Origin of the sequence: Aerococcus sanguinicola, assembly GCF_001543145.1 — a bacterium.
Taxonomy (GTDB): domain Bacteria; phylum Bacillota; class Bacilli; order Lactobacillales; family Aerococcaceae; genus Aerococcus; species Aerococcus sanguinicola.
Genome location: NZ_CP014160.1, coordinates 1630467 through 1647702, shown reverse-complemented (window position 1 = coordinate 1647702; position 17236 = coordinate 1630467). Strand labels below are relative to the sequence as shown.

Annotated in this window: 14 protein-coding genes; 6 read left to right on the top strand and 8 right to left on the bottom strand. The window is 48.4% G+C overall.

Annotated elements, in window-relative coordinates:
- Positions 1 to 7 precede the first annotated feature (7 nt).
- Positions 8 to 1582 (bottom strand): peptide chain release factor 3, encoded by a 1575-nt coding sequence (locus tag AWM72_RS07360; RefSeq protein WP_067975583.1) that lies wholly within the window; start codon positions 1580 to 1582, stop codon positions 8 to 10.
- Between the two features lie 143 nt (positions 1583 to 1725).
- On the opposite strand from AWM72_RS07360, the gene AWM72_RS07355 reads away from it, so the two are divergent.
- The 4 genes from AWM72_RS07355 to AWM72_RS07340 all read left to right on the top strand — a co-directional run bounded on the left by AWM72_RS07355 (position 1726) and on the right by AWM72_RS07340 (position 6540).
- Positions 1726 to 2166: a GNAT family N-acetyltransferase gene (locus tag AWM72_RS07355; RefSeq protein ID WP_067975580.1), complete on the top strand. Its 441-nt coding sequence runs from the start codon at positions 1726 to 1728 to the stop codon at positions 2164 to 2166.
- 264 nt (positions 2167 to 2430) lie between these two features.
- The gene (ppdK, locus tag AWM72_RS07350; protein WP_067975577.1) at positions 2431 to 5061 is read left to right on the top strand and encodes a pyruvate, phosphate dikinase; all 2631 of its coding nucleotides are present in this window, start codon (positions 2431 to 2433) and stop codon (positions 5059 to 5061) included.
- 40 nt (positions 5062 to 5101) lie between these two features.
- The gene (locus tag AWM72_RS07345) at positions 5102 to 5734 is read left to right on the top strand and encodes a CBS domain-containing protein (RefSeq protein WP_067975573.1); all 633 of its coding nucleotides are present in this window, start codon (positions 5102 to 5104) and stop codon (positions 5732 to 5734) included.
- Positions 5731 to 6540 carry a pyruvate, water dikinase regulatory protein gene (locus AWM72_RS07340; protein WP_067975571.1) on the top strand — a complete coding sequence of 270 codons (810 nt, stop codon included), beginning with the start codon at positions 5731 to 5733 and terminating at the stop codon, positions 6538 to 6540. Before AWM72_RS07345 ends, AWM72_RS07340 begins: the two co-directional genes overlap by 4 nt.
- An 83-nt stretch (positions 6541 to 6623) precedes the next feature.
- Here the strand turns inward: AWM72_RS07340 and metA are convergent, their stop codons facing one another.
- The 4 genes from metA to AWM72_RS07320 form a co-directional block, all read right to left on the bottom strand.
- Positions 6624 to 7562, bottom strand: coding sequence for a homoserine O-acetyltransferase MetA (gene metA, locus AWM72_RS07335; RefSeq protein WP_067975568.1), 939 nt, complete (start codon positions 7560 to 7562; stop codon positions 6624 to 6626).
- Between the two features lie 465 nt (positions 7563 to 8027).
- Complete coding sequence (gene mgtE / locus AWM72_RS07330; protein ID WP_180754557.1) at positions 8028 to 9398, bottom strand: magnesium transporter; 1371 nt, start codon at positions 9396 to 9398, stop codon at positions 8028 to 8030.
- A gap of 31 nt (positions 9399 to 9429) precedes the next feature.
- Entirely contained in the window at positions 9430 to 10353 is a 924-nt protein-coding gene (locus AWM72_RS07325; RefSeq protein WP_067975562.1) for an RluA family pseudouridine synthase, read from the bottom strand.
- Positions 10354 to 10387: 34 nt separating this feature from the next.
- A complete protein-coding gene (locus tag AWM72_RS07320; RefSeq protein ID WP_067975559.1) occupies positions 10388 to 11182 on the bottom strand; it encodes an NAD kinase in 795 nt (264 codons plus the stop codon).
- Between the two features lie 357 nt (positions 11183 to 11539).
- On the opposite strand from AWM72_RS07320, the gene AWM72_RS07315 reads away from it, so the two are divergent.
- Positions 11540 to 12130, top strand: a complete 591-nt coding sequence (locus AWM72_RS07315; RefSeq protein WP_067975555.1) for a CYTH domain-containing protein — start codon at positions 11540 to 11542, stop codon at positions 12128 to 12130.
- A 33-nt stretch (positions 12131 to 12163) separates the two neighbouring features.
- Positions 12164 to 12901 carry a DsbA family protein gene (locus tag AWM72_RS07310; protein ID WP_067975551.1) on the top strand — a complete coding sequence of 246 codons (738 nt, stop codon included), beginning with the start codon at positions 12164 to 12166 and terminating at the stop codon, positions 12899 to 12901.
- A 61-nt stretch (positions 12902 to 12962) separates the two neighbouring features.
- Here AWM72_RS07310 and pepF read toward each other — a convergent pair whose 3' ends face one another.
- From pepF to trpS, 3 genes are all read right to left on the bottom strand, one after another.
- A complete protein-coding gene (gene pepF / locus AWM72_RS07305; RefSeq protein ID WP_067975549.1) occupies positions 12963 to 14759 on the bottom strand; it encodes an oligoendopeptidase F in 1797 nt (598 codons plus the stop codon).
- 26 nt (positions 14760 to 14785) lie between these two features.
- Positions 14786 to 15805, bottom strand: coding sequence for a competence protein CoiA (locus tag AWM72_RS07300; RefSeq protein WP_067975547.1), 1020 nt, complete (start codon positions 15803 to 15805; stop codon positions 14786 to 14788).
- A gap of 208 nt (positions 15806 to 16013) precedes the next feature.
- Complete coding sequence (trpS, locus tag AWM72_RS07295; protein ID WP_067975545.1) at positions 16014 to 17006, bottom strand: tryptophan--tRNA ligase; 993 nt, start codon at positions 17004 to 17006, stop codon at positions 16014 to 16016.
- Positions 17007 to 17236: the final 230 nt, after the last annotated feature.

Genomic DNA, 17236 nt, shown 5'->3' with positions numbered 1-17236 from the left:
TTTTTTCTTAAAGCAAGCTCTTCAATTCGACATCCGGATACTTGTCTTGGAACCAGCGCTCAGCGAAATTATTTTCAAAGAGGAAGACAGGCTGGCCGTAGCGGTCCTTGCAGAGCAGGTTCCGGCTCGATGACATATTGGGATCGAGGTCGTCTTCGTCAATCCAGCGCGCGGTCTTAGAGCCCATAGAAGACATAATCACTTCAGAATTGTATTCATTTTTCAAGCGATCTTCGAAGACTTCAAACTGCAAGTGACCTACAGCTCCCAGGATATATTCTTCAGTAAACCAGGTCTTATAGAGTTGGATGGCCCCTTCTTGGACCAGCTGCTCTACTCCCTTGTGGAAGGATTTTTGCTTCATCACATTCTTAGGTGTCACCTTCATAAAGAGCTCTGGCGTAAACTGGGGCAGGGGCTTGAACTGAACCTTCTGGCTGCCTGCATAAATAGAGTCTCCGATCTGGAAATTGCCGGTATCATAGAGGCCGATAATGTCCCCTGCAACCGCTTCGCTCGCGTTCTCCCGGCTGTCGGCCATAAAGCGGGTCGTATTATTGAGTTTCAGCTTCTTATCATTGCGGGCCAATTTGACCGTCATCCCCTCTTCGAAACTCCCCGAACAAATCCGAACAAAGGCAATTCGGTCGCGGTGCCGGGGATCCATATTAGCTTGGATTTTGAAGATAAAACCAGACATCTCTGGATCTAAAGGGCTGACCACTTCGCCATCCTGGGTTTCCACTGGACCCGGTGCTGGTGCAAAATCAACAAAGCTATCCAGGAAGGTTTGGACGCCAAAACCAGTCAGGGCAGAGCCAAAGAAGACAGGAGTCAGCTTCCCGTTAAGGATGGCTTCCTTGTCAAAGTCATTGCCAGCTTCCTGGAGCAATTGGACATTCTCCAAGGCTTCTTCATAGAAAATAGAAGACTGGATCGGGTGACTTTGGGCGAGGTCGCCGGATTCATCCAAGGCGAGGAAAGGATCCTCCGCTTCTGGATGGTTGAGCTCGATCCGTTGATTATAGATATCATAAATGCCTTCCAGGCTCTTGCCCATGCCGATTGGCCAATTCATTGGATAGGCATCAATCCCTAAGATATCCTCCAATTCGGCCACCAAGTCCATGGGCTCACGGCCATCGCGGTCCAACTTATTCATAAAAGTAAAGATAGGAATGCCCCGCATGGCACAAACCTGGAAAAGTTTTTTAGTCTGGGGTTCGATCCCCTTAGCCGAATCGATCACCATGACAGCCGCATCCACAGCCATCAAAGTTCGGTAAGTATCTTCAGAGAAATCCTCGTGGCCAGGGGTATCTACAATATTGACCTGGTGACCGTCATAATCGACCTCCATAACGGAAGAAGTAACGGAAATTCCCCGTTTCTTCTCAATATCCATCCAGTCAGACTTGGCATATTGACCAGTCTTTTTCCCTTTGACGGTCCCGGCTTGGCGGATGGCCCCAGAGAATAGTAGGAGCTGCTCAGTAATCGTTGTTTTCCCCGCATCTGGGTGGGAAATAATGGCAAAAGTGCGCCGTTTTTGAACTTCTTCTTTAAGATTCATCTTCTTCATCCTTTATATTTAACTCTAACTGTTTTTTACATCCCCTCATTCTATCATAACTTCTAAGCAAGTAAAATATTAGCCGCTAGATATTTTATTAGCTTTACCCACAGCTTTAGTGCTAGAATTAAGCAAAAAAAGGAATGATGCGCATGAAATTTAAATGGACCCAAGACCTTAACTCCCAAACTTACCAGGATGCCCTGGCTATCCGCAAAGCCGTTTTTATCGGTGAACAAGGGATCGACCCCGCACTGGAAATCGATGACAAGGAAAGGCTAGCTAGACACCTGGTGGCCTATCGAGCTGGTGAGCCCTTAGCCTGCGCCCGACTCCTCCCCCTCTCCCAAGAGACGGCCAAGGTCCAACGCGTCGCTGTCTTGAAGGCCCAAAGAGACCATGGGATTGGGCGAGAGCTGATGGCTGAATGCCAAGCTTATAGCCAAGAACAAGGCTTTAAAGAACTCATCCTCCATGCCCAGGTCGGTCGCGAGAACTTCTACCAGCTATGCGGCTACCAAGGGGAAGGCGACTACTTTGAAGAAGCTGGCATCCCCCACCTGCAAATGCGCCTCTCCTTAGCTGAAAAATAGAGTAAACAGGAAAACAGTTAAACTGACTGCTTTCCTGTTTTTCTTTGAGGATGTATTTTCATCTATAATGCATCACATATCATATAAAAGCTCTAATATCATATAAAACATTTGTGAAAAAAGAATTTTTCCTTCATAGATCTGCATTTAAAAAGCTATTCCGCCCCCTAAGTAGCTATTCACAATCAAAAAAGCGCTTGCAATTATATGTGTTGCATTATATAATCTTTGTGACGTATCACTTAGCAGTCAAAGGAGGCTATTATGTCACAAAATGTTTATGCTTTCACAGAAGGTCATGCTGGAATGCGCGATTTACTGGGCGGCAAGGGAGCTAACTTAGCCGAACTCTGTCGTTTGGGACTGCCTGTTCCCCAAGGTTTTACCATCACGACCCAAGCTTGTCTCGACTATCTTAAAGACCCTAAGCAAGGGCTAAGTACTGACCTTAAAACGGATATTCAAAAAGCCATCCAAGAATTGGAAGCACAAACCCACAAGCAATTTAACCAAAAAGACCAACTCTTACTGGTTTCTGTCCGCAGTGGGGCTAAAATCTCCATGCCAGGGATGATGGATACCATCCTGAATGTGGGCTTAAACGACGAGAATGTGGAGGCTTTGGCCCAAATGACGGATAACCCCCACTTCGCCTATGACTGCTACCGGCGGCTCTTACAGATGTACGCCGATGTGGTCTACGGCTTGGACAGTCAATTATTTGAAGACCGACTCAGCCAGGCCCGCCGCAAAGAAAAGGTCACTGCCGATTACGAGCTCAGCAGCCAGGCTCTAAGAGACTTAGTGGCAGACTTCAAAACCATCTACCAAGAAGAATTGAACTTCCCCTTCCCCCAAGATGTCCACCAACAAATCTATGATGCGGTAGAGGCGGTCTTTAAATCTTGGAACAACAAGCGGGCCCGCGTCTACCGCCAGCTCCACGATATTCCTGATGACCTGGGTACAGCTGTCAACATCCAAGAAATGGTCTTTGGTAATCTGGGGCCCCATTCAGGCACGGGTGTCCTCTTTACCCGCCATCCTGCAAGCGGAGAAAAGGAACTTTTTGGTGAATTCCTAGTCAATGCTCAGGGAGAAGACGTGGTAGCCGGTATCCGAACCCCCCAAGCCCTCGATGAAATCAATCAGCAAGCCCCTCAGATCTACCAAGAAATTGAAAGCCTAGCGAATAAACTCGAGGCCCACTACCATAATATGCAAGATATCGAATTTACGATCGAGGAAGGCAAGCTCTACTTCCTCCAAACCCGGGATGGGAAGCGGACCGCCAAGGCTGCGGTTAAAATTGCGGTAGACATGGTCAAGGAAGGGCTCATCACCAAGGCCGAGGCCCTCCAACAAGTCGATGCCAAGAGCCTTGACCAGTTGCTCCACCCTAGCTTTACAGAAGAAAACTTAAGCCAGGCAGAACTCCTATCAGAAGCTGGACTAGCAGCCAGCCCAGGAGCCGCCAGTGGGGCGATTGTATTCACAGCAGACAAGGCCAAGGACTGGGCCGAAGCTGGCAAAGCTTGCATCCTCGTCCGTCAAGAAACCTCGCCTGAAGATATTGAAGGCATGACGGCTGCCCAAGCTATCCTCACCTGCCATGGCGGTATGACCTCCCACGCAGCGGTTGTCGCTCGCGGCATGGGCAAGTGCTGCGTGACTGGCTGCCATGACTTGAATGTTGATGAAGGTCAAGGCCTCCTCCACTGTGGCGACCGCTTGCTCCACGAAGGTGATAGCATATCCGTCGACGGCAATACAGGCAAGGTCTACCTGGGCCATGTTCCAAGCAGCCCCAGCAAGGCCGGAGCTGACTTCGAAGCCTTAATGACCTGGGCCCGTGAAGAGAGCCGCCTCGCCGTTCGCATGAATGCTGAAAATCCCCAAGACATCCAAACAGGTTTTGACTTCAAGGCGCAAGGGATCGGTCTCGTACGCACTGAGCACATGTTCTTCCAGGCTGAACGCCTCTTAGAAATTCGCCGCTTTATCCTTTCTTCAAATGACAACGACCGCCATGCGGCACTAGAAAGAATTGCCGGCTACCAAGAAGCAGACTTTAAAGCTATCTTTGATCTCAGCCAGGGGCAAAAAACGGTCATCCGCTTACTTGACCCTCCCCTCCATGAATTCTTGCCCCAGGATGAACAAGAAATTCTAAGCCTGGCCCAGTCGCTTGAACTTTCTGAAGAAGCCCTCAAGGACCGAATCCAACAATTGAAGGAAGTTAACCCGATGCTGGGTCACCGGGGCTGCCGGCTCGCTATGACCTATCCCGAACTTTATGAAATGCAGGTTCACGCTATCCTAGCCGGTTCCAGGTCCAGCCAAGAAGCCGGTGGTCAGGACTTAAAAGTGGAAATTATGATTCCCCTGGTTAGCCTAGCCAAAGAATTACAGCTTTTAAAACAAAGACTAGAGGAAACAGCAGACCGCTATCTAGCTGAACACCAGATGACTTTATCTTATAAAATTGGTACAATGATAGAGATTCCAAGGGCTTGTCTAACGGCTGACCAAATTGCCCAGGATGCCGACTTTATGAGCTTTGGGACTAATGACCTGACCCAAATGACTTTTGGCTATTCCAGGGACGATGCTGGCAAGTTTATCCACCAATACCTGGCAGATGGCACCCTAGCCAAGGATCCTTTCCAAAGTCTCGATCAAGAAGGCGTGGGCGCCTTGATCAAGCTTGCCTGCCAAAAAGCCCGGTCCGCTAAGCCTGATATTCCGATTGGGGTGTGCGGTGAAGTAGCCGGAGACCCTGCTTCGATCGCCTTCTTTGATGCGATTGGACTCGACTATATCTCCTGCTCGCCCTTCCGCCTCCCCATTGCCCAATTAGCAGCCGCCCAAGCCAGTCTTCTAAACCGGGCCTAACCATTTGTCGTCGCTAAGAATTAGAAATTGAGGAAGATGCATGAAATTTAGCCAACGCCAAGAGGAAATTATCCGCATTGTCAAGAAAAAACAGCCCATCACAGCTGATGCCATTGCTGACCATTTCCAACTTACCAAGTCTACCCTGCGTAGCGACCTAGCTGTCCTCACCATGGTCGGGATACTAGACGCTAAACCAAAAATTGGTTACTTCTATACCGGGCAAAATGTTGAACCGCTCTGGTCCGACCAATTTTCTGACTTGACAGTGGCGGATGTGATGGGGTCTGCTATCCAAGTGAGCCCAGATAGTTCCGTCCAAGAGGCAATCACCCTGCTCTTCCTCTATGATTCCGGTTCGCTCTATGTGAGCCTTCCCGAAGACCAAGAGCTCTTAGGGATTGTCTCGCGCAAGGACCTCCTGCGGGCCAGCCTTTCAGGAGGCGACCAAGGTCAAACGGCTCTAGCGGTCATTATGACCCGGATGCCCAATATTCTGGTCACCCGTGCGGACACCCCCCTCATCGAAGCGGCCAAAATCCTAGTTAAACACGAGGTGGACTCCTTGCCCGTGGTCGAAGACCTGGAACACTTTAAAATTTTGGGAAAACTATCCAAAACCCATCTTGTCCGTTTATTTGTTCAATCCCTAGTTAGCGAGGAAGATTTATGATTCACAAAAATATCTATATATTATCAGATGCTGTTGGCGAAAGCGCCCGCCTCATGGCCCAAGCTGTTCTTGCCCAGTTCCAGCACGGTCTCAAGCCCCAGATTAAACGCTACCCCTTCATCCAGGAGACAGAAGACCTCCTCCCCATCCTGGAAGATGCTAAGAAAGAAGAGGCTCTTTTGGCCGCCACCTTTGTGAATCAAACGCTCGACCACTGTGCCCGGAACTTTGCCCAAGACCAAGGCCTGGCTTATGTCAACTTTATGCAGGAGATGATTGACCAAGTCAGCCAGACCACCCAGTTAGCGCCGAGCCAAGAAATTGGAGCCCAGCGCCGGGTCAATCAAGATTACTTCAACCGCATGGCCGCCATGGAATACGCCATCAAGCATGACGACGGCAAGCTCAGTCAGAAGAGCCTGCTGGAAGCAGATATTATCCTGCTCGGCGTCTCGCGCTCAGGTAAAACGCCCCTTTCCATGTACCTGGCTAACCATTCCTGGAAGGTTGCCAACTTCCCTCTCATGCCAGAAGTCCAGCTCCCGGAAACCCTCCGTCAAGCGCCCCCTAAGAAACTCTTTGGTCTGATTGCTTCCCCGCGCTATATCCTCAATGTGCGTACCCACCGCTTGAAAGACCTGGGCTTGACCGGGGAGGCTCCTTATAGCCAGCTAGACCGTATCAAGCACGAACTCCAACATGCCCGGTCCATCTACCAAGAACTCGGTGTCCAGGAAATCTCCATTGAATACAAGTCCATTGAAGAAAGTGGTTCTGAAATCGAACACTTACTCGAACTGCTTTAAAGCTAAAAATTGACATACAAAAAGGAAGCCACAACCAGGCTTCCTTTTCTTGTTGCTATCATTACGGTGACATATAGCAGAGCCTATTTTTCAACCCGCCATTTCTCTGGAATCTGTTCAATAACAAATGGCGTATCTTGGTAGACATAATAGTTCAGCCAGTTGCTAAAGAGCATATTAGCAGCTGTCCGCCACTTCAATGGCGGAGCTTGCTTGGGATCATCGTTCGGATAGTAATTACGGGGCATCTGGATGGTCTTACCCGCGTCAAGGTCGCGGCGGTATTCCTTATCCAAGGTCTCAGCATCATATTCCACGTGCCCAAAGATAAAGACGAAACGCTGGTCCTTGCTGTAGGCCACACTCACACTACCGTCCTCCGAATAGGCAAGAACTTCCAGCTCATCCTGGGCTTCAATATCTTCGCGGCGAACTTCTGTGTGCCGGGAATGAGGCATGAGGAAGACATCATCTAAGCCCCGCCCTAGACTGTTTTCTCGGTCATTCAGCCGCTGCTCGTAGATACCAAAGAGCTTATCCTTAAGCGGAAACTTATTGATCCCATAATGATGATAAAGGGCAGCTTGGGCTCCCCAACAAATGTGCATGGTGGAGAAAACATGGCCCTCGCTCCAATTCATAATCGCTTCTAATTCTTCCCAATAATTAACAGCTTCAAAGGGCATAGTTTCCACCGGCGCCCCCGTGATGATCATCCCATCAAAGTAACGGTCCTTAATATCTTCAAAGGTCCGATAGAAAGTTCGCAAGTGCTTTTCCGAAATATGCTTGGAAGTGTGACTAGCCGTATGAAGAAAAGTGATATTGACCTGCAAGGGCGAGTTACTTAATAGACGGAGCAGCTGCTCTTCGGTTGCTTCCTTAGTCGGCATCAGATTCACAATCACAATTTCAAGGGTACGGAAGTCTTGCATCTCCGCCCGTCGATCATTCATAACAAAAATATTTTCCTCTGCTAAACGGTGAATCGCTGGTAAATTACCCGCAACTTTAATCGGCATATCCTCAACCTCCTAATATCATTCGAAACGTCGCTACTGCTCACAACTCATTGATATGAAAATTATTCTTTAACCACTAGCTAGCCAGGCTAAAGAGTCGAGCAGTTTTTGAGCTTCCTATCAAATAAAAACGTCCCTACAGTACCCCACTGTAAGGACGTTGATAACGTGTTACCACCTTAGTTTACAGGCTTAGACAGCCTGCCTCATTCGCCATAAGCTATGGCAGTGCTTTAATGGGCACTAAACAGAAGGACTCACAAGCCTAAATACGGCTTATTCTATCCTTCCCTGCTCACAGACCATATTCAATCGCTTCAACGCATCCGTTCTCAGCTTACCGGATTCTCTGTGCCGCGCCACCATCTACTCATCTGTTCTTCGCTTTAATCTTGATATCACTAAACTATCACTATTTTAATCTATTTATAAAGTAAGGTCAAGTTTCCGGTCCTAGCTCGATAATTACATCAACAAAGGCAGGAACTGCGCTGCGATCGTAAAGTAAATCAATACCGAAGTCAAGTCACTCAAAGTCGTAATAAAGGGACCCGAAGCAACGGCGGGATCGAAGCCCAAACGGTCCATTAAGATGGGGATCAAGCTCCCCGCTAAGTTGGCTACGGTAATGGCACAGAGCATAGCAATTCCAACCACAGCTCCTAAGACAAAGTTAGACTGCCAGAAACCAACGATCAACATAATGGTCAGTCCCGTAATCGCCCCACAGAGGAGCCCCGTTACAATTTCTCGCATAATCATCGAAAAAAGCGAGGTCGATTGGTCATCAGGCAGGGCAAGCTTGCGAACCGCCACGGCCAAGGACTGGGTCCCCGCATTCCCAGCCGTCCCTGTGATCAGGGTAATAAAGAGGGACAGGGTAGCGACTTCTGAAATCATGCCTTCAAATTGGCTAATCAAGCTCGATGTCCCCATTCCCAGGCAAAGCAAGGTAATCAACCAGGGTAAGCGGGACTTGGCAGACTTGGATGGACTCTCATACTGCTCATCCACGTCCACCCCTGCCAGACCGGAATAATCAGCCATGGCTTCGTCATCCATAACATCAAGGATATCATCAACAGTAATAATCCCCAGCAATTCGCCGGTTGCTTCTACCACTGGAATGGCGAAGAAATCATAGTCCTTAATGGTTCGGGCCACCTGGCTCTGCTCCTCATCGACATCCACCGAGATCACCCGGCTAGACATGACATCAGAGACCAAGACATGGCCTTCACTGAGGATGAGATCACGCAGAGAGAGAACGCCCACTAAGCGGTTATCATCGTCGACAATATAGAGATAGTAGATACTCTCCGCATTTTCGGCCTTGGCTCGAAGCAGGGTCATAGCGGAACGGATGGTTTGGTTGGCCTTAATCGAGACAAACTCCGTGGTCATAATCCCCCCGGCCGTTTCATCGCCATAATTCATCAGGACCTTAAGTTCATCCGCCCGCGCTTTCGGCATCAAACGCAGATAGGTTCGCATCTTCTCCGGTTTCAGGTCATTCAAGATATCCGCAGCATTATCGGTGTACATCTCGCCCAGGACCACTGCCGAATACTCGTCATTCATTTCATTCAGGAAGGCTAAGATCAGGCTTTCATCTTCATCATCGATAATATCATAGATTTCAGCCAGCTCCTGGGGTTCTAGGAATTCATGGACGAGCTGGCGGTCAGCAAATTCCAAATTCAAATAAATCTGCGCTTGAACAAAGGTATGGTTTTTGAAGAATTCTTCGCGAAAAGCCACCCGGTCATTTCGCCTCAAGCAGGCCATGACCCCTTCAAAAACCTCTTCATCAGTCATTTGTTGGCTTTCATAGATTTCTGGATTTTCAGCGTTTTGGACTTCTTTTTTATCTACCATTTTCACACTCTTTCTCTTGGGCTTCAAAGTAGCGCGTCTGCCAATCCGACAATTCATCAGCTAAAGGGGCAATAATCTGCAAGTGGTCACCGGTCAAGGGATGGTCAAAGGATAAGCTCCGGCAGTGGAGGGCCTGGCGGTCAAGACCGGCTGCCATCTCTCCTCCATAGAGACTGTCTCCATACAAAGGCGCCCCTGCATGGGCAAAGTGGACACGGATCTGATGGGTGCGCCCGGTATGGAGGCGGACCCCATAGAGGTAACCAGCTGCCGTCTCCCGCAAGAGCTGGTATTCCGTCAAGGCCGGCTTACCATCTGGATCAACCCGGCGCTCAATGATCGAGCCCGGCTTCCGACCAATTGCTGCTTCAATAAAACCTTGGTCCTTGGGCTGGAGAGGGTCAGGAGTAAAGGCCCAATAACGCTTATCAATCCCGCCCTGACGCAGGCTCTGGTCCAGGAGCGAGTGGGCAAATTGGTGCTTGGCAAAAAGCATCACGCCGCTAGTATCCCGGTCCAAGCGCGTCACCACATGGATGACCTGGTTATCATAATTCTGTGCTTGGTAATAGGCCTTTAAGATATTCGCCATCGACCCCTGGGGATTGTGGAAAGAAGGAATGGAAGTATAATAAGCCGGCTTATTGACGGCTAGGTAATGGTCATCCTCAAAGAGAATGTCCAAGGGCCCTGGCAACCCTTCAATCTCCTCCTGCTTCCCTTCATCTGGGATTAAGACCTTAATCCGATCGCCCACCACGGCCTGGGTCCCCACATAGCGAGGTTCATCATTCAAGAGGACCTCCCCACCATGGTATTTAATTCGCGCTAGAAGACGGCGCGAAATCCCCTTCCCCCGCAAAAATGTGCGAACATACATGTCTTGGTGGACCGTCCATTCAAAAGATAACACAGTGCTTCATTCCTCCCTTGTGTCCTGTGCAGAGCTAACCAATAAAGCTTGTCTTGACACGGTTCCAAAAGTGTAAGTGACGGTAACGGGCAAAATGAATCCGCTCTTCGGCAATCCGAAATTCAATCTGCTTAACCTCCTCAAGAGGGGCTGAGTATTGGTCAACAAATAAGTAGACGCCTGAAATCTCCCCATCACCTGGTCGGAGCACAATCCATTCATCCGGTGCAATCAACATCGAAGAGCTCAAGGTACGGAAGACCCGGTTGTTGAGCGAGGCGATCTCTGTCAGCTGGAGGGTCTGCAAACGCGGATGGACCACGGCTCCCCCTAAGGACTTATTGAGCCCGGTTGAGCCGGTGGGAGTCGATACACAAAGGCCATCCCCTCGAAAGACTTCAAAGAGCTCATCGCGGATATAAACTTCGCAAGTCATGGTCCCCTCATAGCGTCGAATAGCCGATTCATTCAGAGCCAAGCGTCGGCTGCTCAGCCCATCACTATGAACAAGGCGCACTTCCAAGAGAGGGTAGGAGACATGCTCACCCTGGTCCCGGCTAATGGCGTCGACCAGTTCGGCCACTTGGTTGTCCTTCCAATCCGTATAGAAACCTAGGTGGCCAGTATGTAAGCCGATAAAACGCACCCGGTCAAGCTGGTCTTGGTAGGCATGGAAGGCATGGAGCAAGGTGCCATCCCCGCCTATACTGATCACAATATCCGGTTGGTCTTGATCAAGCAAGATCCCCCGCTCTAAAAACAATTCTAGTATTTTTTCTTTTACTGCCAAGGACTGTGTCTTTGGATTATTTACAATAGCAACTTTCATGCGAGCCAGTCCCCCTTTCTTTTCAAACAAACACCCCTATTTTATCATAAAAAGCTTAATAAGCTATAAAAAATCCCTCTCTCATGAAGACATAAACCGTGACAAACTAGCTTTCTGTTAGCCCATTTTCCCCTACAGCCCTAAGCAATAGCCTTTATCTATAAACTTTATATCCAATTATAATAAGTGCAAAACCTTGCCTAGTCCTTCTTTATCAGTTACAATTCATATGGTTAAAGATTATTTTTTGGTCATCCTAAATTTAATCTTATGAGACTTCAGCCAAGCACATTAGTTTCTATCTCCCCTGAGAATTGCTATAATGGCCTTGAAACAGGGAAGGAAAGGAGCGATCAAATGGAAGAAGAAGTCGAAATCGAATATAAGAATATCCTTTCCCCAACTGAGTACCAGGCGCTTATCAGCGAATTTGAAGATTGCGAGCAAAGGATCAAACACTTACACAATATGTATTATGACACGGCTGACCGGCAACTCAAAGCCGGAGGAATGGGCTTACGTATTCGCCAAGCGGATAACTACCAGCACCTCACCCTCAAGGTCCGCCAAGCTGACCAAGAGATGCGGGAATATACGGAGAGACTCTCAGTAGAAGATCTTACAGCCAGTCTAGCCCAGGGACGCCCCGTCATCAAAGAGAGCCTCAAACACGTCCTCGCCCAGGCTGGTATCGCCTGGCAAAACTTGGAAATGATTGGGCAGTTCAAAACTTTGAGGCGTGAGCTCCCCTACCAAGGCCAGCTCCTTGTCCTCGATGCCTGCCAATTCGACCACTACCAAGACTATGAACTTGAGATGGAGGTCAACAATTCCCAAAGAGGCTGGCAAGTTTTCCAAAACTTTTTAGAAGAGCGTCAGATTGAACGGCGACCTGCTGCCGTCAAAGTTGCCCGTATGCAAGCGACTGTCCCCGATTATACATTTTAGCATAGGCTCAATTGGAAGGAGGTTATCAGCCTTATGAAGCAATTTCAGTATTCTCACAAGCAGACGACCGACCTAACCGCAGAAGACCACGACCATGTCTTCGAGCTCTTCCTATTCGTTAATCCAATGGGAAGTAATTGCCATTCTTGTGAAGAGGAAGTTCTAGACTTTATGGAGCATACCGACAAGCGAGTGTACTATCGCTTCATTGCCTGTAATGACTTCCGCTTATTCAACGAATACTTAAAACAAAAAAACTGGACCAAGCTTAGCCTGGGAGAGCGCAACCGCCTCTACTGCCACATGCACCAGATTGCAGTAGGCTACAAGGCTGCCTTGCTCCAAGGCAAGAAAGTTGGCCGGCAATTTCTCATGACCATGCAGGAGCACTTTGGTCTCGCCGAAGAAGAATTTACCAAAGAACGAATGCTTGAACTCGCCAAAGAAGCTCGCGTCGACCTGGAGATGTGGCAGGAAGATATTGATTCGGGTTCTGCCCTTAAGTCCTACCATACAGATCTCAAAATCGCCCAGCAGATGAAGATTCGTTCAAACCCTAGCCTGGTCATCTTCGACAATTTGGATTTTCGCTACGGTCTTAAATTAGACCAGGATATCACGAAGGACAACCTGGACTATATCACCGACCAAATGATTCATCCAACAGAAGACAGTTTATTCAATTACCAAGCCAGCCATTATCATAACAAGGCCAACAAAAGCCAAGTGTCCACCATTAACACCGGCAACCTGCGCCTACTCAATAAATAAAAAAGGAGACCCCTTGAAAAGCCAGCTTAACTCGCCAGCTCTTCAAGATCGGGTCTCTTTTTTAAGCCATTAATTGTTTCAGTTCTTGGAGGCGGGTCTTGAATTGGTCAAAGGCAGAATCCAAGTAGTCCCCCTGGGTCATATCCACACCAGCGCGCTGCATCACCTGAATCGGGTAATCGCTAGAGCCCGCTGATAAGTAGCTTAGGTAGGCACTAACAGCCCCCTCTTCCCCACGACTAATCCGTTCAGCCAAACGATTAGCAGCAGAAAAGCCCGTCGCATACTGGTAGACATAGAAATTGTAATAGAAATGCGGAATCCGTGCCCATTCCATAGCAATCGTCTTATCTTCAGGGTCAACAGCCGATCCGTAATAGCGCTGGTTGAGTTCAAAATAGGCCTGGTTGAGGGTCTCTGCCGTCAAACTCCGCCCTGCAGCTGCCTCTTCATGCATCCACTGTTCGAATTCTGCGAACTGGGTCTGTCTAAAGAGCGTCCCCTTCACGCTATCCAGGTATTGGTTGAGGATATAGATCCGGGTCTCTGTATCTTCCACCGTCGCTAAGAGATATTCAGTTAAGAGATTTTCATTCGTGGTCGAAGCAATCTCAGCCAAGAAGATCGAATAATCTCCATAAACATAAGGCTGGTGCTTGCGGGTGTAGTAAGAGTGCATACTGTGGCCCAGTTCATGGACCAGGGTATAGACATCGTTTAAAGAATCTTGCCAGTTGAGGAGGACATAAGGCTTGGTGTCATAGGCACCAGATGAATAAGCCCCTGACCGTTTGCCGATATTCTCATAGACATCAATCCAGCCTTCCTCAAAGGCCTGTTCCAGATCAGCCAAATAAGCTTGGCCAAGGGGGGCTAGGGCCTTGCGGGTAAGGTCCTTAGCCTCTTCAAAAGTAAAGCGGATAGGCGCCTCACCAGCTAGGGGCGTATAGAGATCATACATCTGCATCTTTTTCAAGCCGAGCTGGTCTTTGCGGAAGTTTAAGTAGTCGTGGAAGTCTCCTAAGTGGTCATTCACCTTTTCTACCAGGCGTTCATAGACAGCCACAGGAATATGGTTTTGGGCCAGGGCTGCTTCCCGTGCACTGTCATAGTGGCGGAGCTTAGCCTTGTAATTGTGGCTCTTCACATTATTACTCATATTCTCGGCCAGGGTATGGATCAAGCCTTCATAGCCCTGGTAGAGATTGTGGAAGGCCTGGCGGCGCAAGTTGCGGTCCGAGTGTTCTAATAAGCGGCCATAACTCCCATGGGTTAAGGAAATTTTCTGACCATCCGCCGCTTCAACCGGATCAAAAGTTAAATCAGCGTTATTAATCATGCTAAAGATTCGTCCTGGGCTAGAGAAGATTTCCCCCGCTGCTGCTAAGGCTTTTTCCAAATCAGGGTCCAGGACATGGGCCTTCTGGTCTCTCAATTCCTTAAAGAATTGCCCGTAGTCCTCACGCTCAGCGAGGCGGTCCAAACTGTCATCGGGCAAGGCCAAGACTTCAGGCTCAAACCAAGACAGAGCACTCGAGACCTCAGTCAAGAGACCACTGGCTTTGTTGTTATAGTCCAAATACTTGGCGTTGGTCGTATCCTGGTCGTGCTTGAGATGGGCATAGACATAGAGCCGTTCCAGTTGCCGGCTAATCTCTAAAAGAACCTCGAGGGCGCTAATCACCTGGTCCTCCCCCTCATGGAGCTGCCTCTGGTAAGGGGCTAGACGATCTAAATGTTGGCTAAAGTTAGCTAAATCTTTTTCAAAGTCTTCATCTTGGGCATAAATCGAGCTCAGATCCCACTGGTAGGCAGGATCCATAGCCTCTCTAGCTTGGGCTTCTTTAATTTCTGACATCTGATATCCTCCTTTATTCTCTCTTTCTATTCTAGCATAGTCTCACCCGCCTTCAAAAACTGAGGCAAGCTTTGGAAGAGATGGTTCAAAAAAGCTTCTCTTAATGCTAATTCAAAAACAGGATGCGGTCGCCAAGTCAAGACTTGGTCCAAGTCATCTCTAGTCAAAAAGCCCTGGTCAACCAAGTAAGTATAGGCTAAAACTAGCCAAAAGGGCTCTTCAGTGAGTAAAGATTTGTCTGTGACTAAGACCAAGATCTGGGGCAAATCCATGAGGGAAAGGCCGACCTGGTAGAGGCAATTGAGCAAGCGACGCTCTGACTGGCTGGGCCGCCTTAGGATCTCCAGTAAGCGACCTTGGTAATACGTGGGAGGCAGACTATGGATGGCCTGCTTAGGGATCAGTTGGCTAAAGTTGAAACCCTCCTCCCAGCCCGTCAACTGACAGAGTGCGAGGTAGTCCGGGAGCGATAGCCGGTAGACAGTCCCGAGCCTCCCATAATAATCAAGAGCATATAGACGAACATCAGCCGCTTCCTCGTGCCAATAAGGCAGGCAGAGGCCTAGCTGAGCAAAGGGCTTGAGGAAGGGCCACAAACGCTTTAAATAAGCTGGTCGAAGCTTGAAGTGGGGTGACTGGTGGCCGAGCAACCAGAGCAAATTAAATCCTGCCAAATGATAATCACTGGTCCGCTTCCCCGCTTCCTCAGCTGACATTTGCGCATATTGGATCTCTAAAACCCAGCGCTTATCTACGCATAAGTCAGCCCGTCGTTTAATTGTGTCAATAGGCAGTTCCGTCAAGACCTCATAGCCTCCTGCCCTTAGGATCTCTGCCATCTGCTCCTTAGAAGCCCGGTGGCGGTCAGATTCCCCTCCCCCAGTAGAGCGCTTAGCTTGGTGGGCGAAGTAAGGGCGACCTCGCCGCGGTTGGCAGAAGTTTACTTGCTGGTGGCAAGTCGGACAATAAAAGCGCGGCTGGCTCTCCAAAGTCCCCACCTGGCTCGCTGCAATCAATTGATTATTTTCGATATGTGCAAAAAACATCTCACGCACCTCCTATAGATATATAAACCAAAGCATGCCAAATTCACGAAAGTTTATTTAGAAAATAGGAAGCCAAAAAGTTAGTAGGAGCTAATTTTGATCAAAAGCGGAACGCATGCTCACCCATACGATTTAAATAACAAGCAGATAAAAAAGCAAGTTCCCTTTTTGATAGGAAACTTGCTTTTTTTTGACTATAAAACTTGCATTAATAACGCAGCCCCATAGCATCTTCCATCTCAGCCAGGGTTTGGTTGGCAATAACTTCAGCCTTCTTAGCCCCTTCGCGCAAGATATCTTCCAGTTCATCAGACTCGAGCAAGTCATAATAACGGGCTTGCATCGGTGATAAGAAATCAGCCATCACTTCAGCCAAGTCGCCTTTAAAGGCTCCATAACCTGAGCCCTCATACTCGCTGACTAAGTCGTCAATGCTCCGATTCGAGAAAGCTGAATAGATGTCTAAGAGGTTGGATACCCCTGGTTTTTCTTCAGGATCATAGCTAATGACACCGGAAGAATCCGTCACGGCAGACTTGATCTTCTTAGCAGCCTTCTTCGGTTCATCCAATAGCGATATAAAGGCCTTCTGATTATCATCTGACTTGGACATCTTCTGACTTGGATCTTGCAAGCTCATAATCCGGCCCCCTGACTTAGGCGTCAAGTGTTCTGGTTTGGTTAGGATAGGCTGGTCCTTGCTGGCAAAACGCTTGTTAAAGCGGTCCACAAAATTCCGGGTCAGTTCCATGTGTTGCTTCTGGTCATCCCCCACAGGCACTAGGTCGGCATGGTAGAGGATAATATCTGCCACCATCAAGGTTGGATAGGTCAAGAGCCCTGACATAACAGACTGTTTCTTGGCTGACTTATCCTTAAACTGAGTCATCCGTTCCAACTCGCCCAGAGGAATCAGGCATTGGACCAACCAGCCTGCCTTAGCATGAGCCGCAACATCCCCCTGTACGAAGATGGTTGACTGATGTGGATCGACCCCCAAGGCAAGATAGAGAGCCGCTAAACGCCGTGTATTCTCTCTTAAGCTTTCTGGATCTTGGGGCACCGTGATGGCATGCTGGTTCATAATACAATAGATGGCATCGTGGTCATCTTGCAGGTCAACAAATTGCTTGAGCGCGCCCACATAGTTCCCTATGGTTGGGATGCCACTCGGTTGAACCCCTGAAAAAATTTTTTTCATTCCTGCTTCCTCCTAGTTAGTAAATTACCTTCTTATTATAGCATTAGCCCTCAAGGAATTCAGTAGAAGACTGTTTTTTCCTGCGACTTTTAATTCAAAAATTGCTTTTAATGGCATTAAATCAGATCTGTGGTAAAATAGTGAGTTGCACTTTTTTATTTAAAAAAACTATATATCCTTCAAAGGAGCGAGATCTCAAGCTTTAATTATTGCGAGTGAATAAAAAAAGA